Annotated in this window: 19 protein-coding genes and 2 tRNA genes; 10 read left to right on the top strand and 11 right to left on the bottom strand. The window is 66.9% G+C overall.

The window, feature by feature from the left end:
- The first annotated feature begins 1 nt into the window (after position 1).
- Positions 2-949 (top strand): diacylglycerol/lipid kinase family protein, encoded by a 948-nt coding sequence (locus IFT71_RS15770; RefSeq protein ID WP_192141927.1) that lies wholly within the window; start codon positions 2-4, stop codon positions 947-949.
- Positions 950-957: 8 nt separating this feature from the next.
- On the opposite strand, the gene IFT71_RS15765 is transcribed toward IFT71_RS15770, so the two are convergent.
- The 7 genes from IFT71_RS15765 to IFT71_RS15735 all read right to left on the bottom strand — a co-directional run bounded on the left by IFT71_RS15765 (position 958) and on the right by IFT71_RS15735 (position 11360).
- On the bottom strand, positions 958-2427 hold the full coding sequence (locus tag IFT71_RS15765; protein WP_192141926.1) for an MATE family efflux transporter: 1470 nt from the start codon (positions 2425-2427) through the stop codon (positions 958-960).
- A 114-nt stretch (positions 2428-2541) separates the two neighbouring features.
- Entirely contained in the window at positions 2542-5343 is a 2802-nt protein-coding gene (locus IFT71_RS15760) for a valine--tRNA ligase (RefSeq protein WP_192141925.1), read from the bottom strand.
- Positions 5344-5382: 39 nt separating this feature from the next.
- Complete coding sequence (locus IFT71_RS15755) at positions 5383-6984, bottom strand: histidine kinase famiy protein (RefSeq protein ID WP_107929575.1); 1602 nt, start codon at positions 6982-6984, stop codon at positions 5383-5385.
- 148 nt (positions 6985-7132) lie between these two features.
- The gene (locus tag IFT71_RS15750) at positions 7133-7753 is read right to left on the bottom strand and encodes a DUF2497 domain-containing protein (protein WP_244180299.1); all 621 of its coding nucleotides are present in this window, start codon (positions 7751-7753) and stop codon (positions 7133-7135) included.
- 26 nt (positions 7754-7779) lie between these two features.
- Complete coding sequence (locus tag IFT71_RS15745) at positions 7780-9309, bottom strand: TolC family outer membrane protein (RefSeq protein WP_192141920.1); 1530 nt, start codon at positions 9307-9309, stop codon at positions 7780-7782.
- An 8-nt stretch (positions 9310-9317) separates the two neighbouring features.
- Entirely contained in the window at positions 9318-9947 is a 630-nt protein-coding gene (locus tag IFT71_RS15740) for a protein-L-isoaspartate O-methyltransferase family protein (protein ID WP_107931343.1), read from the bottom strand.
- Positions 9948-10286: 339 nt separating this feature from the next.
- Entirely contained in the window at positions 10287-11360 is a 1074-nt protein-coding gene (locus IFT71_RS15735; RefSeq protein ID WP_192141918.1) for an AraC family transcriptional regulator, read from the bottom strand.
- A 182-nt stretch (positions 11361-11542) separates the two neighbouring features.
- On the opposite strand from IFT71_RS15735, the gene IFT71_RS15730 reads away from it, so the two are divergent.
- Both IFT71_RS15730 and IFT71_RS15725 read left to right on the top strand, forming a co-directional pair.
- A tRNA-Cys gene (locus IFT71_RS15730) sits at positions 11543-11616 on the top strand.
- 254 nt (positions 11617-11870) lie between these two features.
- The gene (locus IFT71_RS15725) at positions 11871-12953 is read left to right on the top strand and encodes a cellulase family glycosylhydrolase (RefSeq protein WP_192141916.1); all 1083 of its coding nucleotides are present in this window, start codon (positions 11871-11873) and stop codon (positions 12951-12953) included.
- Between the two features lie 209 nt (positions 12954-13162).
- Here the strand turns inward: IFT71_RS15725 and IFT71_RS15720 are convergent, their stop codons facing one another.
- The 3 genes from IFT71_RS15720 to IFT71_RS15710 form a co-directional block, all read right to left on the bottom strand.
- Positions 13163-14416 (bottom strand): glycosyltransferase, encoded by a 1254-nt coding sequence (locus tag IFT71_RS15720; protein ID WP_192141914.1) that lies wholly within the window; start codon positions 14414-14416, stop codon positions 13163-13165.
- A gap of 268 nt (positions 14417-14684) precedes the next feature.
- Positions 14685-15005, bottom strand: a complete 321-nt coding sequence (locus tag IFT71_RS15715) for a hypothetical protein (RefSeq protein ID WP_192141912.1) — start codon at positions 15003-15005, stop codon at positions 14685-14687.
- A gap of 203 nt (positions 15006-15208) precedes the next feature.
- Positions 15209-15298: transfer RNA gene (locus IFT71_RS15710), tRNA-Ser, on the bottom strand.
- A gap of 145 nt (positions 15299-15443) precedes the next feature.
- Here IFT71_RS15710 and hspQ point away from each other — a divergent pair.
- The 4 genes from hspQ (at position 15444) to IFT71_RS15690 (ending at position 17426) form a co-directional block, all read left to right on the top strand.
- The gene (hspQ, locus tag IFT71_RS21750) at positions 15444-15878 is read left to right on the top strand and encodes a heat shock protein HspQ (protein ID WP_081874363.1); all 435 of its coding nucleotides are present in this window, start codon (positions 15444-15446) and stop codon (positions 15876-15878) included.
- A gap of 172 nt (positions 15879-16050) precedes the next feature.
- Entirely contained in the window at positions 16051-16395 is a 345-nt protein-coding gene (rplU, locus tag IFT71_RS15700; RefSeq protein WP_031393729.1) for a 50S ribosomal protein L21, read from the top strand.
- Positions 16396-16408: 13 nt separating this feature from the next.
- Positions 16409-16699: a 50S ribosomal protein L27 gene (rpmA, locus tag IFT71_RS15695; RefSeq protein WP_031393730.1), complete on the top strand. Its 291-nt coding sequence runs from the start codon at positions 16409-16411 to the stop codon at positions 16697-16699.
- A gap of 175 nt (positions 16700-16874) precedes the next feature.
- Positions 16875-17426 carry a GNAT family N-acetyltransferase gene (locus IFT71_RS15690; protein WP_031441337.1) on the top strand — a complete coding sequence of 184 codons (552 nt, stop codon included), beginning with the start codon at positions 16875-16877 and terminating at the stop codon, positions 17424-17426.
- 267 nt (positions 17427-17693) lie between these two features.
- On the opposite strand, the gene IFT71_RS15685 is transcribed toward IFT71_RS15690, so the two are convergent.
- A complete protein-coding gene (locus tag IFT71_RS15685; RefSeq protein ID WP_056674939.1) occupies positions 17694-18590 on the bottom strand; it encodes a metal-dependent hydrolase in 897 nt (298 codons plus the stop codon).
- Positions 18591-18623: 33 nt separating this feature from the next.
- Here IFT71_RS15685 and IFT71_RS15680 point away from each other — a divergent pair, with 33 nt between their 5' ends.
- From IFT71_RS15680 to proB, 3 genes are all read left to right on the top strand, one after another.
- Complete coding sequence (locus IFT71_RS15680) at positions 18624-19223, top strand: TetR/AcrR family transcriptional regulator (RefSeq protein ID WP_031441339.1); 600 nt, start codon at positions 18624-18626, stop codon at positions 19221-19223.
- A gap of 66 nt (positions 19224-19289) precedes the next feature.
- Positions 19290-20336, top strand: a complete 1047-nt coding sequence (gene obgE, locus IFT71_RS15675; protein ID WP_107929587.1) for a GTPase ObgE — start codon at positions 19290-19292, stop codon at positions 20334-20336.
- Positions 20337-20523: 187 nt separating this feature from the next.
- The gene (proB, locus tag IFT71_RS15670; RefSeq protein ID WP_192141910.1) at positions 20524-21624 is read left to right on the top strand and encodes a glutamate 5-kinase; all 1101 of its coding nucleotides are present in this window, start codon (positions 20524-20526) and stop codon (positions 21622-21624) included.
- Positions 21625-21657 lie beyond the last annotated feature (33 nt).

Below are 21657 nucleotides of genomic sequence, written 5' to 3'. Positions count from 1 at the left end.
CATGACCGCCACCACCACAGAAACGACCCAGGCGCCCGATACCGGGCCGGCGCGCGACCGGCCGATCCGCTCCGCCGCGCTCGTGGTGAACGCGAAATCGCGCAAAGGACAGGCGCTGTTCAAGCGCGCCTGTGCGGCGATGTCGGGGCTTCCCTATGAGGTCGACGCGCATGCGGTCGAGAACCCCGAGGATCTGGAACCCACCGTCCGCCGTGCGCTCGCCGCCAAGCCCGATCTGCTGATCCTGGGTGGCGGCGACGGCACGATCAGCGGGCTGGTCGACCTGATGGTCGGGCACGACGTCATCCTCGGCGTGCTCCCGCTCGGGACCGCGAACAGCTTTGCGCGGACGCTGGGCATTCCGCTGACGATCGAGGGCGCGGTCGAGGTCATCCGGACGGGCGCGCCGCGGCGGATCGATCTCGGCATGATCGACGGCGATTATTTCGCCAATTGCGCGGCGATGGGGATCAGCCCGAAGATCGCCGAGACGGTGCCGCACGGCCTCAAGAAGGTGCTGGGCCGGGTCGGTTATCTCGGCTGGGCGGCGTATCAGTTCATGCGCTTCCGTCCGTTCACGCTGATCGTCGGCGAGGGCCCGGACGCGGTGCGGATGCGCGTCGTCGAGGTGCGGATCTCGAACGGTCCCTATCATGGCGGGACCGAGCTGGTCGACGCGGCGGCGGTCGATTCGGGCGAGATCGTCGTGCAGGCGGTGATGGGCAAGATGAAGCGGCGGCTGGTCCAGAACTGGGTCGCCAGCGTCTTCCGTCACGAATCGCGCCACGAGGAGGTCCGCGACTTCCGCGGCAAGAGCATGCGCGTCGACACGATCCCCAAGCTGCCGATCTCGATCGATGGCGAGGTGCTCGCCAAGACCCCGGTGACCGCCAGGATCGCCGCCGGGATCATCCAAGTCATGGCCCCGGTGACGCCGCCCCAGGCCTAGGGCGGCGCTCAGCCGACCGGCATGGACCGGCTGGCGGGCTCGCAATCCGCCTTGGCTGCCTCGCCCGCGTCGTGTGCGGCGGGCTCGGTGACGATCCGGCCCTTGCGCCAGCCGCCATGCAGATAATAGCCGATCGTCAGCAGCATCGAGGCGAGCGAGCCCGCGGGAAAGCTCCACCAGATCGCATCCGCGCCGATCATCGGCTCTAGCGCATAGGCGAGCCCGAACCGTACCGGCCCCATCGCGACCGCTAGGATCAGCAAGGGACCGACCACCGCGCCGTTCGCGCGGACCGTCGCCGACAGGACCATCGACACGCCGAACAGGATGAAGCTCCACCCCGCGATCAGGTTGATCCGCGTGGCGATGCCGATCGCGCCGGTATCCTGCCCGAGGAACAGCCACAGCACGTGCCGGTCGAGCAGCGTCAGCAGCGCGACCAGCCCGCCGGTCAGCGCGAGATTCATCATCAGCCCCGCGCGCGTGATCCGGTCGACCCGGTCCCAGCGCCCCGCACCGATATTCTGCGCCGCCATCGCGCTGACCGCCGCACCGACCGCCATCGCGGGCATCTGCACATAGGTCCAGAGCTGGTTGGCGGCACCATAGGCCGCAGTCGTGGTGGTGCCGTGCCGGTTGACCAGCCCGATCATCGCCAGCGCAGAGGTCGAGACGACGAGCATCTGCAATCCCATCGGGACGCCCTTTACGACGATCGTCTTCAGCAGCGCACGATCGGGCAGGATATAGCGCAGCTCCGCGCCACGCAGCCGGATCGGCAGGTCCCTGGCATAGATATAGCCGAGCAGTGCGACGAACGAGACCGTGTTGGCGATCAGCGTCGCGAGCGCGGATCCCTCGATCCCGAGCGCGGGGATCGGCCCCCAGCCGCGGATCAGCAGCGGATTGAGCGCGACGTCGACGACCGAACCGAGCGCCATGAACTTGAGCGGGGTCAGCGAATCGCCGGTGCCGCGCAGCGCCATCGTCAGCAGCACCGTCAGGAACCCCGCGGGCATCGCGACGAAGATGACGCGCAGATAGGCGAGCGCGAGCGGATAGACCTCGGCAGGCGTCGCGAGCACGCGCAGGATCGCCGGCGCGACCAGCCAGCCGATTGCCACCGTCAGCACCGAGATGATCGTGAACAGCCCGAACGACGTGCCGAGCACGCGGCGCACCGCATCGATGTCGCGGCGGCCCATGTTCTGGCCGATCAGGATCGTCGACGCCATGCCGAAGCCGAACACCGCGGCGACCAGCAGGAACATGATGATGTTCGCGTTGGTCGTCGCCGCCAGCGCGCGCTCGCCGAGAAACTGGCCGATCCATACCGCGTTGATCGAACCGTTGAGCGATTGCAGGACCGACGATCCTAGCGTCGGCAGCGCGAACGCGAGCAACGTCTTGCCGATCGGCCCTGTGGTCAGGTCGCGCTGGCCGGTCCTTGGTGCAGGCGTGTCCGTCGCATCAGGCATCGCAGTCGGGTCCCCTCCCCTTTGCATATGGGGTCAGGACCGACCCTGACCCCATATGCTCGCAGCACGCGTACGCACACCCCGGCCCCGTCCCGCACAGCGGACGGGGGCAGGTCAGCCCAGCCGTCCCAGTGCCGCCTGCAGCCGCGCGGCTTCGGCGGCCTTGTCGGCATGGTCCGCCTTGGCCTTTTCGACCGCTTCGGGCTTGGCGCGCTCGACGAAGCTTGCATTGCCGAGCCTCCCTGCGAGCGCGTCGCGCTCCTTCTCCGCCGCCGCGATCGCCTTGGTCAGGCGGGTGCGCTCGGCGTCGAGATCGATCACGCCTTCGAGCGGCAGGACGAAGGTCGCCTCGTCGACCACGACCTGCGCCGCGCCGCCGGTGGCTTCGCCCTCGGCATGCGTGACGCGCGCGAGGCGTGCGAGCGCGGGGGCCTGGCGTTCGAGCCGCGCCAGAGTCGCCGCGTTGGCATCACGGACGTGCAGCGGCAGACGCGCACCCGGCGGTACGTTCAGCTCGTTGCGCGCCGTACGGATCTCGCCGACGAGCCGGATCAGCCAGTCGACCTCCCTGCTCGCCTCGGGATCGAGCGAGCGCGCATCGGCCATCGGCCACTGCGCGACGATCAGGTCGTGATCGCGCTCGCCCATCGCGTGCCACAGCTCCTCGGTGATGAACGGCATGAACGGGTGGAGCAGGACCAGGATCTGGTCGAGCACCCAGCCCGCGACCGCCTTGGATTCATCGTCGATCTGGCCGCGGACGTCATCGACCATCTGCGGCTTGATGAGTTCGAGATACCAGTCGCAGAAGCGGCTCCACGCGAACTGGTAGATCGCGTTGGCGGCGCCGTCGAAGCGGTAGTCGGCGAGTGCGAGGTCGACCTGCTGCACGGTCGCGATCGTCTCGGCGATGATCCACTTGTTGACCGCGAGTTCCGCGCGGGGCGCCTCGAGCGTGGTGCTCGCGACGATGCCGTTGGCCTGCGCAAACCGCGCGGCGTTCCACAGCTTGGTCGCGAAGTTGCGATAGCCCTCGACGCGCTTCTCATCCATCTTGATGTCGCGGCCCTGGCTTTCCATCGCCGCCATGAAGAAGCGCAGCGCATCGGCGCCATATTGGTCGATCAGCCCGAGCGGGTTGACGACATTGCCCTTCGACTTGGACATCTTCGCGCCGTCCGCCGCGCGGACAAGGCCGTGCAGGTAGAGCGTGCGGAACGGCACGTCCTTCATGAAGTGCAGCCCCTGCATCATCATCCGCGCGTTCCAGAAGAACAGGATGTCGAAGCCGGAGATCAGCACGTCGTTGGGATAGCGGCCGCCGAGTTGAGACGCGGGGGCAAGCCCCTCCCCTTCAGGGGAGGGGTTGGGGTGGGGAGCCGCCCCGCGCGCGTCGGTCTCGATGAGATGGGACGGCCCCACCCCTTGCCCCTCCCCTGAAGGGGAGGGGTAAGAAGACCCGTCCCAGCCTAGCGTTGCGAAAGGCCAGAGTGCGGAGGAGAACCACGTATCCAGCACGTCGGGATCGCGCACCAGCGTCACGCCGGCGCCGGCGAGCGCCTGCGCTTCGGCCTCGGTTTCAGCCACGTACGGCGTACCGTCGGGCCCGAACCATGCGGGAATCTGATGGCCCCACCAGAGCTGGCGCGAGACGCACCAGGGCTGGATGTTCTCCATCCAGTTGAAGAACGTCTTCTCCCAGGTCTTGGGCACGATATCGATCGCGCCGACGCGCACCGCCTCGATCGCGGGCTGGGCGAGCGTCTTGGCGTCGACATACCATTGGTCGGTCAGCCACGGCTCGATCACCACGCCCGAGCGATCGCCATAGGGCGTCTGGATCGTGCGCGGCTCGGCGTCGTGCTCGACGCCGTCCTTGTCGAGATGCGCGATCAGGAAGCCCTCGGCCTTCAGCTGCGCGACGACGGCTTTCCGCGCCTCCGCGGTCGTCAGCCCGAGCAGGTCGGCGGGGATCAGCCCGTCGGTCACTTGCACGACGCGCGCCTTGGCATCGAGCATGTTGAGCATCGCGCCCGCGGCCATGCCGGCGCGCTTGCCGACCTCGAAATCGTTGAAGTCATGCCCCGGCGTGATCTTCACCGCGCCCGATCCGAGCTCGGGATCGGCATGGTCGTCGGCGATGATCGGGATCAGACGCCCGGTGATCGGCAGCTTCACCTGCTTGCCGATCAGCGCGGTGTAGCGCGCGTCCGCGCCGTTCACCGCGACCGCCATGTCGGCGAGCATCGTTTCGGGCCGCGTCGTCGCGACCTCGATGAACCCCGATCCGTCGGCGAGCGGATAGCGCAGGTGCCAGAAGCTGCCTTTGATCTCGCGCGTCTCGACCTCGAGGTCGCTGATCGCGGTGCCGAGGCCCGGATCCCAGTTCACGAGGCGCTTGTCGCGGTACAGTAGCCCCTGCTTGTGCAGGTCGACGAACACCTTGAGGACGGCCTTCGAAAAGCCTTCGTCCATCGTGAAGCGCTCGTTCGCCCAGTCCATCGAACAGCCCAAGCGGCGGAGCTGCTGCGTGATCTCGCCGCCGCTCTCTTCCTTCCACGCCCAGACCTTGGCGATGAAATCCTCGCGCGAGAGGTCGGTGCGCTTCTGCGGCGGGGTCATCGCGCCCATCTGACGCTCCACCACCATTTGCGTCGCGATACCCGCGTGATCGGTGCCGACCACCCAGAGCGCGTCCTTGCCCTTAAGGCGTGCATGGCGCGTCAGGATATCCTGCAGCGTGTTGTCGAGCGCATGGCCGATATGCAGGCTGCCTGTGACGTTGGGCGGCGGGTTGACGATCGTCCAGGGCTCGGCGTTCGGGCGGTCGGGGCGGAACTGGCCGCTGGCCTCCCAATGCGCATACCAGCGCGATTCGATGGAGGCGGGGTCGAAGGTTTTGGGAAGCTCGCTCATACCGCGTGCCTTAGCGAGCGTGTCCGGGCTAGACCAGCCTCACGTCCGCGCCCCCGGCTTGTCGAGCACCGCCCGGATGCGGTCGTTCAACTCATTCCGGCGATAGGGTTTGCGGATCAGTTCGAACGACCGGCTGCCCTCGTCGATCGCCTCGTCGGCAAAGCCCGTCGTCAGCAGCACCGCGGTGTGCGGATAGTCGCGCCGCACCGACTGGGCCAGCGTGACGCCGTTCATGCCGCCGGGCATCAGGATATCGGTGAACAGCAACCGGAATTCGGCGTCCTGACGGAGCGTGTCGAGCGCGGCGCGCGCGCTGTTGACCAGGACGACGTCATAGCCGAGATCCTCAAGGATCGTCCGCCCAAGCTCGCCCACTTCGCGCTGATCCTCGACCATCAGCACCCGCTCGGCACCGCCCGCATGCGGTGCGATCGGCCCCGCGGTCTTGCGCTCGACCGCACCGCTCGCACGCGGGAAGTAGAGCGAGAATTCGGCACCGCCCCCGCTGAGGTTGCGCACCGTCGCAAGGCCGCCCGACTGCCGGACGAAGCCGTAGACCATTGCGAGCCCCAGCCCGGCACCCTTGCCCATCTCCTTCGTCGTGAAGAAGGGTTCGAAGATCTTGTCGACCGTCCCGGGATCGATCCCAGGCCCGTTGTCGCGAATGCTCAGCACGACATATTCGCCGGGCTCCAGCCTCGCGACACCGCCATCCTCGGGAAGGACGGCGTTGCGCGTCGTGATCGTGATCTCCCCCGTGCCGTCGAGCGCGTCGCGCGCGTTGGCGATGATGTTGAGCAGCGCCATCTCGGCCTGCACCGGATCGACGCGGCAATTCCACAGATCGGTCGCCAGGTCGCGCTTCAGCGTGATTCCACTGCCGATGCTGCGGTCGAGAATCGGCCGGAAATCGCCCAGCAGCTGGTTGAGGTTCATCAAGCGGTCGCGCAATTCCTGCTTGCGCGCGAAGGCGAGCAGCTGTTGCGTGAGCGTCGCCGCGCGCGAGGCCGAGGTCGAGATCGCATCGACCGCCCGCCGCGCCGATCGATCGCTCGCGTCGATCCGTGCGTCGAGGATGTCGGCATAGCCCTGGATGACCTGCAGCAGATTGTTGAAATCGTGCGCGATCCCTCCGGTCAGCTTACCGACCGCCTCCATCCGCTGCGCCTCGTGCAGCGCCTCCTCGGCCTCGCGGCGGCGCGAGATGTCCAGCTGGCTCGCGAAGAAATAGCGCAGCTCGCCGTCGTCGCCGAACACGGGCGAGACGTAGAGCGCATTCCAGAAGGTCGAGCCGTTCTTGCGATAGTTGAGCATCTCCACCGAGACTTCCTCACGCTTGGCGATCGCGGCGCGTAATTCGCCGACGACCGTGCGGTCGGTCTCGGGGCCCTGCAGGAAGCGGCAGTTGTAGCCCAGGATCTCGTCCTGCGAGTAGCCGGTCATGAACGAGAAGGCATCGTTGCAGAAGATGATCGGGTTGTCGGGCCGATGCGGGTCGGTGACCACCATCGGCATCCGCGTAGTCCGCACCGCCGCGAAGAAGATGTCGCTGCTGGCATCGGCCGGCGCGATATCGCCCCGGACGCCCTGCGCGGCGAGACGGGCGGGGATTTCAGGCGCGGACACACTGTGATCGGACATTCGCCAACAACCATAGCGGAACCGTCACGGTTCCGCTCGTCGTGACATTACAGTCGTTTGGACCAGAACCCGGCGAGCATCGTCCGATCGCCGCCGGCCGGCCAGGTCCCGATACAGGCCGCAGCGCGAAACGCTGCGGCCGGCCCGGTCAGGGCTGCTGGTTCATGATCTTGGCGATCTCGCGCGCGACCATGTCCTCGACCATGTCGGGCAGGTTCGCGTCGATCCATTCGCGCAGCATCGGGCGCAGCATCTCGCGGACCAGACCCTCGAGCGTGCCGTCGCTGCTTCCCTCGGGCTTGACCATCATCCGCGTCAGCGCCTCGAGCGGCGCACGCGTCGCCGCAGCGGTTTCGCGCGACATGATCGGCTGGGCCGGTTCTTCTGCAGGCTGCGGAGCATGCTGCTGGGGCGCATGCGAGGCTGTGGGCGCGACATGCGGTGCGACATGCGGCTGGGGCTGGCTTCGCGGCGGCGCCTGGCGTGGTTCCGGCGCGGCGTCGACCGAGGTCAGCACCGGCGATTTCGGCGGGCGGGGGGTGCGGTCAACCATCGGCATCGGGTCGCTCAGTTCGAGGATCTCATCGTCGTCGATCGCGTCGTCGTCGTAATCGGCCGCGTAATCGGTGGCCGCCGATGCGGGCATCGCCCGCTGGTGGCGCCGCTGGCGGCTCGGCATGCCGTCGCCTTCTTCGGCAATGATGCGTTTGATCGACGAGAGGATTTCCTCCATCGACGGCTCCGCGCTGATATCCCCCATACGGACCATTCCAAACCCCGTCGCCCCACGCGCCCCTATTGGCGGCTCGGCGCATCCTTACCTGTCGTCAATGCCGGGTTCCTGTCAACCGGGCTGTCGAGCAACGGGTCAAGTTCACGGCGTACGGCGGCGTCCTGCGTGGGAGACTGGACGGTACGCGTCGCGACCGGCACCGGCTCGCCATCACCGCCCCAGTCCCAGATCTTCTTGTGGACGCGGTCGTAATTGGCGACCGGATCGTACAGCACGCCGCCGTCGAGCCCGAGGTCGCGCGCCTCCGCCTGCCCCATTGCCGCCAGCAGCGCGAAGCCCGCGACATAGGCGTCGCGCCGCGCCGTCACGAGCGTGACCTGGCTGTTGAGCAGTTCCTGCTCGGCATTGAGGATGTCGAGGATCGTGCGCGTCCCGACGCTGTTCTCCGCCCGGACACCCTCGAGGCTCAGCTTGTTCGCGTTGACCGCGGTCTCGGACGACTGGATCACCTGTTCCGACGAACGCCAGACGGCATAGGCCGAGCGCGCCTGCGCGATCACATTGCGCTCGGCTGCGGTCACATTCTCGATCGCGCGGCTTTGAAACGCTTCGGCCTGGCGGACCTGCGCGGCGGGACGACCGCCCTGGAACAGCGGCATCGTCAGCGACAGGCCCGCCTGTACCGCCTTGTTCGCATTGGGAAAGGTGTTGATGCTGCCGTCGGTCGTCGACGCCGATCCGAGATAGTTGGTGTAGCTGGCGCCGCCGGTCGCGCTGATCTGCGGCAGGCGACTCGCCCGCGCGACACCGACATCGTACCGCGTCGCGTCGCGTTCCTTCGCCGCCGCGATCAGCACGGGATTATTGTCGATCGCCACCGTCACCGCCAGAGCGGGGCTGTCGGGCAGATGCGGCAGCGTCGGCGGCGTATCGAGCGTGCCGGCGGGCGTCCCGACAAAGCGGATATAGTTTTCCCGGCTGGTGATCAGCTGCGCCTCGGCCGACTGGAGCTGCGCCCGCGCGAGCGCGAGCCGCGCCTCGGACTGAGCGACATCGGTGCGGGTCAGGTCGCCGACCTGGAACCGGTCGCGGCTGGCCTGGAGATTGATGTCGAGTACGCGAACATTCTGCGTGTTCAGGCCGACGATCGCCTCGTCGCGGATCACGTCCATATAGGCGCCGACGACGTTGGTGAACAGATCGGCCTCGGTACCGCGCAGCGTCGCGCGGCCCGCCTCGACCCGCGTCTTGGCCGCGGCGACCGAGTTGCGCACCTGCCCGCCCTGGTAGAGCGGCACGGAGACGTTCGCGCGTGCCACGACCTGACGCGGCAAGGCGATGAAGCTGTTCGCGGCGGTCACGACGAACTCGGTGTAATCGCCGGTCGCATTCGCCGAGGGCAACCCGGAGGCGCGCGCGATCGGGACATTCTCGTCGGTCGCGCGCAGCGTCGCGCGCTGCGCCGTGATCGTCGGGTTGGTCTTATAGGCCTTGACCAGCGCCTCGCGGAGCGTCTCCGCATGGACCGGTGCAGCGCTGTATAGCAGCGCAACACCCGAGAGCAGACGGCGGACTTGAGCGGCGCGCGGCATGATGTGCCTCAGAACTTGAAGGGTTTGGGTGTTTCGAAACCCGGCAGCGTCACGCACTCGACATCGACGAACGCCGCCAGTGCAAAGCCGCCATCGGTCTTTCGTCCCGATGCGAGCCGGGTCACGCCGCGATCCGCGATCCCGGCGACGATGCGGCCGCCCGACCGGATCTGCGCCACCAGCGTGTCGGGGATCGCCTCGACCGCGCCGTCGATGACGAGCACGTCATAGGGCGCGCCCGCGGCATGGCCCTGTGCCATCGGCCCCTCGACCAGTTCGACCGACAGCGTGGCGCCCAGCGCATCGCGCGCGGTGCCGAGCAAGGACGCGTCACTGTCGACCGCAACCACCGTGCCGACGATCTCGGCGAGAACCGCGGCGGTGTAGCCCGTCGCGGCACCGATCAGCAGGACCCGGTCGGTGGCGGTCAGATAGGCCTCGGTCAGCAACCGCCCGGTCGCCATCGGCAGATTGGCGTAACGGCCACCGCCGAGCGGGATCGGTGCGTCGCGATAGGCGATCGACCGGACATCGTCAGGCACGAACGCCTCGCGCGGCACCCGCGCCATCGCCGCGACGACGCGCTGGTCACTGACCGCGTTCGTGCGCAGCTGGCTGGCCACCATGGCGTGACGCATGACCGCGAAATCGGGGCTGCCGTCGGACGTGCCGACAGCCGCACGCGTGCGGGTAGTGGAGTTCGTATCGAGGCTGATCGTCGTCATGGTCCATCCTGTCGCACAGCTGTTTTAGTTGCGCAATACACTTGTTCGCTTGCGTCAATCTCTACCGTGCCGCCAGCGTCGCGCCAAGCGACCTGTCGCGAATCGCGCGAGACGGCCCGGCTCGGAACGGCACAGAGGTCGGAATGGCACAGGGGCCGGATGCCGGGACTAGGGCGCCCCGCCCGCCCGTGTGACACCGAAATGCCGCGGGCGGGACGCCGAGGGCGCACGCAGAATGCGGCAACACCTCGCTCAGGCGCCTAGCACGGGCCCGCCCTGATCGGGCATCGGAATTTCCGCCGGGTCGATGACGGGGGTGGGCGTGGAATCGGGGGCGGTATCGATCTTCGGTGCCCGGCGGGCCGGCACCGCGCTGATGATCCGCTCGCTCGTTTCGGCGGGAACCTGCAGCGCCTGGGTCGGCGCGCCGAGCACCGCGGCGCGCGCGCGGACGCTCGCGTCGAGAAACGGCGTGCTCATCGCCATGAACCGCCGCGGCGTCATCCCGAGAAACGTGCCGGCGTCGCGCAGGAAATGCGACACGTCGAAATAGCTCGGGTCGATCGCCGAATAATCGGTGCCGCCGGGCGTCCGGAACACGCGCAGGAACGAGCGCAGGAACCGTGCGCGCCGCAGCAGCATCTTGGGGGTGAAGCCGAAATGCCGCACCGCCAGCCGCCGCAGCGTGTCGGGGCTGATCGCCAGCTTGGCCGCGACCGCGGCGACGTCATCGCCGCCATCCTGCCCGATCAGCCGGGTAAGCTGACGGATCGTCGCAGATTCGCAGTGCGGCGGCCCGAGCAGGTCGCACAGGATGGCATCGAGGATCGGCGCGACCTGGTCGTCGCGCTCGGCCGCCCGTAGTGCGGTCGTCAGACGCTGGGTCGCGACCGGCCCGAGCGCGTCGGCAAGCGGCACGATCCGGTCACGATACTCCGCCGCCGACCGGTTGAACAACCGACTCCAGGCCAGCGCGCTGACCCCGAACCCGATCATGACGCCGCCATTGGTCGTCGCCTTCAGCGCGGTCCCCGTCGGGCCGTACAAAGTCGCTGCCGGCAGGGGGCCGAAGGTCCGCCGGCCGATCGCCACGCTGATCGGTCCCGCCTCGAACGCGAACCGGACATTGGCCGTCCCCGGCAGGAAGCGGTTGACCTGGCCGATGCTGGCCGGACCGGTCGCGCGATAGACATGATAGCCGGTGATGAGGTCGGTGAGCGCGTCGCAGGGCTGGTCATATCGGATCGCCATGCCCGCGGGCATCGCGAAGACATCGGGCGCCAGCCCTGCACGGTTCGTTCCCCCGGACACCTGCATCACGTCCAAAAGAAACTCCATATGAAGCCAGGGATTGGACCGTATCGTGCCCAATCCATCGCCGGCGTGCAAGCCGTCCCCCAACCCGGCACCGCACCGCCGTGGCACACCCCACGACTATTTTAGCCCTCAAACGCGATCGCCCGGTTGACCCGCCGCACAAAAGCCCGCATTTGCGCGCTCCGCATCGAGGCCCGATGGCGGAGTGGTGACGTAGAGGACTGCAAATCCTCGCACCCGGGTTCGATTCCCGGTCGGGCCTCCAGTTTCATATCCTAATCGTCGCCACATCACGCGATGCACTGCGGCGATCGCGTTCGGCGGTGTGATGTGCGCGGATCTGGACGGCGCTTTGCCAGGCATGAGCTCTGTCTTGGGACACTTCCCCGCGATAACGCGGCCCTCGCGGCGTCAGACCGCGGACTCTGATCGACGCCAAGCATCCCGACATTCGATGATAGGGAGGCGGATCCGAAGCGCGACCGATTCGCTTTCACCCTTATTCGCCAGGTACATGTCATGACCCGACCATCGATCGCCGCCGGCCTTGTCGGCCTTGCCATCGCCACCGCCGGGCTGGGCTGTCCGGCCTCGGCCGCGCCATCCCCACAGCGCATGCCGCCGCCCGACGCACCCCAAAGAGCAAACACGCCCGTCAGGTCCAGCGCGAGCACCAACGTCCGTATCAGGGGCCCCGTCTTCGGCGTAAACATTGCCGGGTGCAGCTTTGTCGCCGATGGTACGCTCTGCCCGACGCCAGCGTCGGTCCGCGCCTATCTCGACAAGGGGTTCACGATGGTCCGCCTGCCGTTCAAGGGACCGCAGATGGCGGACCCTGCGATCCGCAGGAAGCTGGTGGCAGCGACGCGCGCCGCGCTCGAGCGCGGTGCCTATGTCGTGCTCGATCGTCACGACTATAGCTGGCCATCGGTATCCGAACAGGTTGCGTTCTGGACGTCGCTGATGGCGAGCATGCCGCAGTCCGACCGGATCATCATCGACCCGATGAACGAGCCGAGGCATTTCGACGACCCGGTGCTGACCAACGACTGGGATCAATGGGCGCGCGATACCAACCAGATCATCGCGGGCCTGCGCGCCGCGGGGATCCGCAATGTCATCGCGCCGGAATATCCCGGGTCCTCCGCCACCTTCCGGCTCCGCAAGCGCGAGAACGCCGCCAAGCCGTCCGAAAGCGCGCTGGTCGCACTCGACCGCGCGGGCGGGCTGAAGGATCCGCTCGGCCTGACCATCATCAACGGGCACCGCTATTTCGACAAGGGGTCGAGCGGGACCCAGCCGAGCTGCACGGGGACGCCGGGCTATGACAATTTCGCGTCCGAACTGCGGGCGCGCGGGTTGAAGGGGATCATCACCGAATCGGCGTTCGGACGCGCCGGGGCGATACCGCCGAGCTGCGAGGCGGCAGGCGCAGCGGCGATCGCCTATCTCAAGACCAATGCCGATACGGTCGTCGGCGTGACCTGGTGGGGCGGTGGCGCGGCCTGGAATGAGCGGTATCTGTTCAAGATCGAGCCGAAAAAGGGCAGCTTCGGCCCCAAGCACAAGGACGCCTATCTCGACCGCCTGCTCGGCCGCTGACCGCGCGGGGTTGTGGCCGGGCGGGATAGAGGCGGACGAACGAACCCCGACCTCGGGACGGCGGCATCAACGCTGGTGCGGCCGTCTCCCGAAGGAAAAGCGCGATTGGGAGTATGCGCACTTCTTGCATTGCCGCACCCAAGTCTCGCCACCGGCCTCATCCACTGAAACAACGCGCCATTCGCCGAGGCGATGCCAGCAGATGAGCATCAGGACACCGCTTCCGCCACGCGTACCGGCTCCGTCGCCGGAACGATGCCCGCTAGCGTGAACGCAATCTGCTCGAGTCTGGTATCGAGCTCCCGATTGTCGAATTCGCGCTCAATCTTGGCGCGTGCCGCCACCCGCATGCTCGCCAGATCCACCTCCCCCGATTCGATTGTCGTTATGATGTCGGCGATCTGTCCGGCATTGCGCTCCTCGACCAGAAAGCCCTCGACGCCGTCGTCGATGAGTTCCGGGATGCCGCTATGCCAGGTGGAGACGGTGATGACGCCGAGCGCCATGGCTTCCATCAGCGACACGGGAATCCCTTCCATGTCGCCATTGTCGGCGACGACGGACGGCAGCAGGAACACGTCGGACCGCTTGAGTTCCGCAAGCACCTCGCGGTGCGGGATCTTGCCGAGGAACGTCACACGCGCCGGACAGGCCGCAGCAGCCTCGCGCAGTTCCTTCTCCAGCGGCCCGTAGCCGATGATCGACAGATGCGAGTCGCCCGGCGCCGCGCACATCGCGTTGATCGCGTAGATCAGCCCCTTTTTCTGGACGAAGCGCGCCGTCGTCAGCAGCCGCAATGGCCCGGCAGCGCCGCGACGTGGCTGCGGCATTGGAAAGTCGCTGACGTCGACCCCCATCCGGTGGACCGTGATCATCGCCGGGTCAGCACCCCAGCCGATCAGCTTCTTCTTCCACAATTCACTGATCGGAAGCAGTGATTCGGTCTGGGTGAAAAGGCGGCGGTAATGCGGCAGGAATTTTTTGACGAGACTATGCTCGGTCACGTCAAGACCATGAAAGACTGTGGCGATCGGGCCCGAGATCAGACCGGCATCGCGCAGATACATGGCCCGCACGCCCGCGGGACCGAAATGCGCGATGATGGCATCGAAATGACCAAGTCCCTGTTCGCCGACACTGAGAATATCGACGATCGGCGCGACAATTCCATCGCGCAAGCCAGTAAGTCCTGCGCGAATTCGCCGTCGGCTCTTGCCGGATTGCGCACCAAGCAGAAGTCGAGCCGACTTTTTCAGCAAATGCGCGATCGGCGATGAGCCTCCTGTATTCGCGCGAACGGAGACGATACGCGCGGCACCGGATAGTGGATCATCGACAGAAAGATCATGCTGGCCGGTAATGATCGTAACCTGATGCCCGAGGTCGATCATACCCCTGATCTGACGAACGACGAACGTTTCCGAAAGAACGGGATAGTTCGAAAGAAAGAAAGCAATCTTCATGACGTGCCGCCCGGTATATTGAACGAATGATGTAACCGGACTGGCGACGCCACTGGGCAATGCAGCATTGCTTACGAGCGCCGTCGATGCGGTTCACGCCGAGCCAGCACATAGGCGAGTTCAAGCAATTCAACGCCTAGGCGGATACAGAAGAATTTCTCCACGGAAAATTGCGGGTCTATCGGCGATCCTTGTACTTTATCGGGACTTGTTGCCGTCGGGCCACGCTTCCGGCGTTGCTTTGGCGATACCGGGCCGCACCTCTGGTCTATGCGCGCTGGATCAGGTGCAGGACGACACGCCAGAACGGATAGGACGCGCATTGCGGCCAGGTGTGCGGGCACAGCCCTTCGACGTGCCAGCGCACGGCGAGGATCGCCAGCGTCGTCGCGATCGCGGTGGCGAGCGCGGTCAGCCAGCGTGCTTTCAGACCGATCCGCGGTTTGACGCCCCATTCGAGCAGCGCCGCCAGCAGCCAGAATGCCGCGATCTGCCAGCGGGAATAGGTATCGAGCAGCATGAACCGCGAAAGGACGGCCAGGGCCACCAGCCCGACCGCCAGCAGGATGTTCAGAAGGAACGTACGCATCGCGGTCTCGATCTGGAGGGGCCTTGGCCGGGACGGGCATGGGAGATAACGCACCCCCTCCCCGACTGTCGTCCCGCGCCTACTGCTCTGAGCACATGAATGCGCTGTCCACAGCAGCGGATCATCGGACGATAGCTATAGAGAAGTGCGCGGCCCCGGCGCGGTGGCCAGGGATCTCTGTGATCCACATGGCGCAAGATAAATGGCGGAGAGGGTGGGATTCGAACCCACGGTACCCTCGCGGGTACGCCGCATTTCGAGTGCGGTACGTTCGACCACTCTGCCACCTCTCCGCAAGGTCATCCGAAGAGCTGCAAGCAGCGCCTCCGATCGGTCGAGGGCGGGCCTCTAAATCAGACCTCGCCGCAGTGCAAGAGGGTTTTTGCAATCACGAGCGGCCCGGCTTGTGCGTCGCGAAACAGCGCTTAAATTGTCGCCATGCCCCGCCACGACATCCCCATCGACCCCGCCACCCCCGACATCGCCGCGTCCGATGCCCTCTCGTCCGAGCCGGCACCGGCGGCGGCGGTCGAGGTCGTTGCCCCGCCAATCGTCCATGCGAATTTCTCGATCGGCGACATCGTCCGGCACCGCTTGTTCGATTTCCGCGGGGTCGTGTTCGACGTGGATCCGGTCTTTGCCAATACCGATGAATGGTATGAGGCGATCCCCGAACAGATGCGGCCGAAGAAGGACCAGCCCTTTTACCATCTGCTCGCCGAGAATCGCGAGTCGAGTTACGTTGCCTATGTCAGCCAGCAGAATCTGGTGTCGGACGCGGGCGACGAGCCGGTCGACCATCCGGGTATCGCCGGGTTGTTCACCGACTTTGCCGATGGTCGCTACACGCTGCGCGCCGTCCACCGGCACTGATCGCCTGCCGGGCGCGGCGCCCTGACGTGGTTCCTGCCAGGGCCCGCGATGTTTTAGCCCCCCGCAATGGCCCTTCTTGGTTGACATCGTCACGCCCCTCGCTTAGCTCCCCGGCTTCTCCCGGCGGACCCTGCGTTCGTGGGGCACATGTATTTGGAAAGTGACAAGGGCCATGTTCGCAGTCGTGCGCACGGGCGGCAAGCAGTATCGCGTCGCCGCCGGAGATAAGATCGTCGTCGAGAAGATCGAGGGCGATGCAGGTGCGTCGGTGACGCTGGGTGATGTGCTGTTGGCGGGCGAAGGCTCGGAACTGCGCTCGGTCGAGGGTTTCACCGTCGCTGCAGAGATCATCGCTCAGGCGAAGGCGGACAAGGTCATCGTCTTCAAGAAGCGTCGTCGTCACAACTATCGTCGCAAGAACGGCCATCGCCAGCAGCACACGATCCTGAAGATCGTGTCCGTCGGCGGCCAGACCGCCAAGCAGACCGAGGCTGACGCCCCGGCCGCTCAGGCATAAGGAGTAGCTTCAGATGGCACATAAGAAAGCAGGCGGCTCTTCGCGCAACGGTCGCGATTCAGCCGGTCGTCGTCTCGGCGTAAAGAAGTTCGGTGGCCAGGCATGCGTTGCCGGCAACATCCTCGTGCGCCAGCGCGGGACGAAGTTCTATCCGGGCACCAATGTCGGCATCGGCACGGACCATACGCTGTTCGCGCTGGTCGATGGTCGCGTCGTGTTCAGCCAGGGCAAACTTGGTCGCAAGTTCTGCTCGGTCGAGCTGGCAGCGAATGATGCCGCCGACATGGCAGTTGCAGCCGAATAACATCGGGTAACCATCCGGGTTGCCCACCAGGGTGACCCGGGTCGCGAAAGCGAACCTGAACAAGGGAGACGGGTCACCCCGGCTCCCTTTTTTATTGCTCCCTCCCCTTGGCTGTCGCCGTCCCGTCATCCTGACGTGGCATGCGCGCAGCCGACGACGCGAGAGGAAAAGAGCAATGTTCGCGCGCACGAAGAGACTGACCTTGCGGCCTGGCTGGCCCGAGGATGCGCCTGCGCTGACGCAGGCGATCGGGCACGAAGCCGTGATCGCCAAGCTGACGCGGGCACCCTGGCCCTATTCACTTGGCGACGCGGCGGCCTTTCTGGCGCAACCGCGCGGCGAGCATCAGCCGCGCTTCCTGATCGATGCGCTCGACCCCGGCGCGCCGCGGCTGGTTGGCGGCATCGATATCCATGCATCGCCGGACGGGTACGGCCACGAACTCGGCTATTGGGTGACGCCCGATGCCTGGGGACGCGGCTATGCGACCGAGGCTGGCGAGGCGGTGATCGCGATCGCCCGCCATGCGCTCGGGCTCCGGCGGCTCGAGGCGTTCCATTTCGTCGACAATCCCGCCTCCGGCCGCGTGCTGGCCAAGCTTGGCTTCCGGCCAACCGGGCGGGTCGAGCCGCGAACGTCGCGCGGGCGTGGCGGCGAGGCTCAGGCCGTGCTGTTCGAGCTGGTGCTCGATGAGGACCGATGTGCGCCGATGCCGATGGCGGCGTGATTCGCGCATCCCGACCTTGAAATTGCACCACCCCGGCGAAGGTCGGGGCCCAGTTGGGGGACGTCGCTGACTGCGGTCATCGCGTCGTTACTACGACCTTTCCAACTGGGCCCCGGCCTCCGCCGGGGTGAAATGTTGGGCGACGATTCGCCCTACTCCCGTTTCCCCGCAAAGGCGGGGGTCAAGGAGTCGCGGGCGGTGCCGTTTGGGACTCTGGGCTCCCGCCTTCGCGGGAGAACGCGGCAGAAGAGTGGCCGCAACCGTAGCTCAGGCCACCGCCGCCCGCCTCTCGACCGGCAGCACCGCCGCCTCATAATCACTCTCGGCCAGCGCGATCAGCGCGCGGTCGTCGTGTTTCCAGGGATGGAAACCGGGCAGGAAATAGGCAGCCCAGACACCCGCGATCTTGCGCGCCATCCCCGGATTGCCGAACGCATACCATGCCATCCGCGCCCAGATCCGCGGGCCCGTGAGCCCGTCCTGCCGCAGCAATTCGGTCATGCCCCGCGCCCGCCCCGTGAAGAAGCGCCACGTGGTGATCAGCATCACCAGCGACTTGACCCGCCAGCGCGTGAACCGCGGCCAGTCGCGCGTTGCATGCAGCCAGGTGTCATAGGCGACGCCCTTGTGCTCGATCTCCTCGGCGGCGTGCCATTGCCACAGCGCCGCCGCCTGCTGGTCGCCGCCGGCGAGGTGCCGGGGGTTCGCGATCAGTTCATGCGCGAGCATCGCGGTGAAATGTTCGAGCGCGGTCGTCGCGGCGAGACTCGCGATCGGCGGGCGCCCCTTGGTCAGTGCGAGCGCGGCGTCGACATCGGCGATCAGCGGCGCGACGTCATACCCCTGGTCGGTGACGTGCCGGTTGAACGCGACATGCTCGCGGGTGTGGATCACCTCCTGCTTGATGAACGCGTTGATCTCGGCGGTCAGCTTGGGCGGCGTACCGTCGCGAAACCGGCGAACGCTGTCGACGAAATAGCCCTCGCCCTTGGGGAAGGTGACCGACAAGGCGTTGTAAAAGGCCGTCGCGATCGGATCGTCGTTCAGCCACCACCGGCGAATCGGCGAGCCCCGGCCAAAACGACGATCGCGCGGCGTGATCGTCAGATCGACGGGTGTGGTTGCTTTCGCCACGGAAACCTCCAAACAGAGACAGATCGTCATTACTGACACAGTTGTAAGTAGGTTTTTCATTTCGTGACGTCAACACCCCGCAAGCGCCTCTCCCCGACCGAATCGCGTGATGCCGCCGTCGAGGCCGCGCGCGCGCTCCTGGTCGAAAGCGGTCCCGGCGCGGTCACGTTGAAGGCGGTTGCGGGCCGGATCGGGCGGACGCACGCCAATCTGCTCCACCATTTCGGTTCGGCCGAGGCGCTGCAGACGGCGCTGATCACGCGGATGGCGGCGGACATCGTCGGCACGATCGGCGCCGCAGTGCTGCGCGTGCGCGCGGGCGAGCTGGATCCGCGCGAAGTAGTCGAGATGACGTTCGACGCATTCGGCAAGGGCGGCGCGGGCGCGCTGGCGAGCTGGATGATCCTGTCGGGCAACACCGACGCGCTCGACCCGATTCTGACCGCGATCCACGATCTGGTCGACGAACTTGCCGAGGGCGACATGCCCGGCGACCAGCCGATCCAGGACCAGACGCTGACGCTGGTCCTGATGGCGCTGGGCGACGCGTTAATGGGCGCGCCGATGGCCCGCGCGCTCGGCCTGCCCGCGACCAGGGCGCGCGAACTCGCGCTCGACGCGCTGCTCGCGAGCAAGGACGCCGCCGCCTGCCCGTCGGCCTGAGCAACGCCGACCAGGGCCCGAGTCGCAGAGGCTGGCGATTTTCGCCAATTTCGCTATGGGGCGGCAATGCATTTTCTAGACCAAGCCAAGATCTACGTACGTTCGGGTGAGGGCGGCCCCGGTGCCGTCAGCTTCCGCCGCGAGAAATTCATCGAATATGGCGGCCCCGATGGCGGCAATGGCGGCAAGGGCGGCGACATCGTGTTCGAATGCATCGCCGGCCTGAACACGCTGATCGACTTTCGCTACACGCAGCATTTCCGTGCCCCGCGCGGCTCGGGCGGCTCGGGCTCGAACCGCACCGGCGCGGGCGGCGAGGACCTCGTGATCCGCGTCCCGCTCGGCACGCAGGTGTTGTCGGAGGACAAGGAAGAGGTGCTGATCGACTTCACGCAAGTCGGCCAGCGCGAAGTGCTGTTCCGCGGCGGCGATGGCGGGCGCGGTAACGCCAGCTACAAGACATCGACCAACCGCGCCCCGCGCCAGCACGGCACCGGCTGGCCGTTCGGCGAGGCCTGGGTCTGGCTGCGACTGAAGCTGCTCGCCGATGCGGGTCTCGTCGGCCTGCCGAATGCGGGCAAGTCGACCTTCATCAACCAGGTCACGAACGCGCAGGCCAAGGTCGGCGAATATGCCTTTACCACCACCCGGCCGCAGCTGGGCGTGGTTCGCCACAAGCAGCGCGAATTCGTGGTCGCGGACATTCCCGGGCTGATCCAGGGTGCGGCCGAGGGCGCAGGCATCGGCGACCGGTTCCTCGGGCATATCGAACGGTGCCGCGTGCTGCTGCATCTGGTCGATGCGAACGACGCGGATGTCGGCGAATCCTACCGGATCGTCCGCGACGAGCTGGCCAATTACGGCGAGGGCCTCACCGACAAGAAGGTGATCGTCGCGCTGAACAAGACCGACATGCTCGACGCCGAGCTGATCGCAGCGCTGTCGGCCGAACTGGCCGAGGCCAGCGGCGCCGAGGTGATGGCGATGTCCGGCGCGAGTGGCGCCGGCGTAGAGGCAGTCCTCGACAAGCTGATCGGCGAGATCGGCCCGGCACCGGGTGCGCCGAAGGAGCTGGCGGAGGGCGAAGAGCCGGTCGCATGGTCGCCGCTGTAGCGTTCAAAACCGCGCCGTATCCCGATCATGTACGCCATCGTCATCCCCGCGCAGGCGGGGATCCATAGCCTCAGGGGTATGCGATTCGGTGGTGAGGCCAGCCAATATGGGTTCCCGCCTTCGCGGGAATGACGATAGGGTGTTGCAGGCTATGACGACCTACGGGGAGGACCTACGGGGTCGACCAATGATGTTTCCGCCGTCCTCCTGTCCCCGCCTGATCGTAAAGATCGGTTCGGCACTGCTCGTTGGTCCCGACGGCAGCGTCCGGCGCGACTGGCTCGCCGGGCTCGTCGCCGACATCGCCGCGCGCACCAGTGCAGGGCAGCAGGTCGCGATCGTGTCGTCCGGCGCGATCGCGCTCGGCGCGCGGCGACTTGGCCTGGCCAAGGGCGGCCGCGCGAGTCTCGAGGATGCGCAAGCCGCCGCCGCCACCGGGCAGATCGCGCTGAGCCAGGTCTGGGCCGAGCTGCTCGCCGCGAAGGGGCTGAACGCGGCGCAGATGCTGGTGACGCTCGACGATCTCGAGGACCGCCGCCGCTATCTCAACGCCGCCGCGACGCTCAACCGGCTCCTGTCGCTCGGGGTCGTGCCGGTCATCAACGAGAATGACAGCGTCGCGACCGCCGAAATCCGCTTCGGCGACAATGACCGGCTCGCGGCGCGGGTCGCGCAGGCCGCGGGCGCGCAGGGCGTCGTCCTGCTGTCCGACGTCGACGGACTTTATACCGCCAATCCGCATGTCGACCCTTCGGCCACCCACATCGCCGATGTCCCGCGGATCGACACGGTCGCCGCGATGGCGGACGACGGATCGGGGTCCGGGATGGGATCGGGCGGCATGGCATCGAAGATCGCCGCCGCGCGAATCGCCACGGCGGCAGGCATTCCGCTCGTGATCGCCTCGGGCCGGATCAACCATCCGCTCTCCACCCCTGCCCGCCACACGATCTTCAGCGCAGAGCGCACCGCGTCTGCGCGGAAAGCCTGGCTGGCGGGCGGGCTGACCGCGAAAGGCACGATCCATGTCGACGCCGGCGCCGCCGCCGCGCTCGGCCAGGGACGCAGCCTGCTGGCCGCGGGCGCGACGGGGCTCGACGGGGGCTTCGTGCGCGGTGATCTGGTGACGATCGAGGGGCCGGCCGGCACGGTCGCGCGCGGTCTTGCCGAATATGACGCGGCGGACACCGCGCGTCTGCTCGGCCATCACAGCGACGATCACGCCGCGATCCTCGGCTATGCGCCGCGCTCGGCGCTCGTCCATCGCAATCATCTGGCGCTCGTATGACTGCCGCGCAACCGTCGATATGGAGCGAGCCGT

It is taken from the genome of Sphingomonas sp. CFBP 13733, from assembly GCF_014841795.1.
Taxonomy (GTDB): Bacteria; Pseudomonadota; Alphaproteobacteria; order Sphingomonadales; family Sphingomonadaceae; genus Sphingomonas; species Sphingomonas aerolata.
Note: the sequence above shows the minus strand (reverse complement) of the source record. Positions and strands in the feature narration are given on the sequence as shown.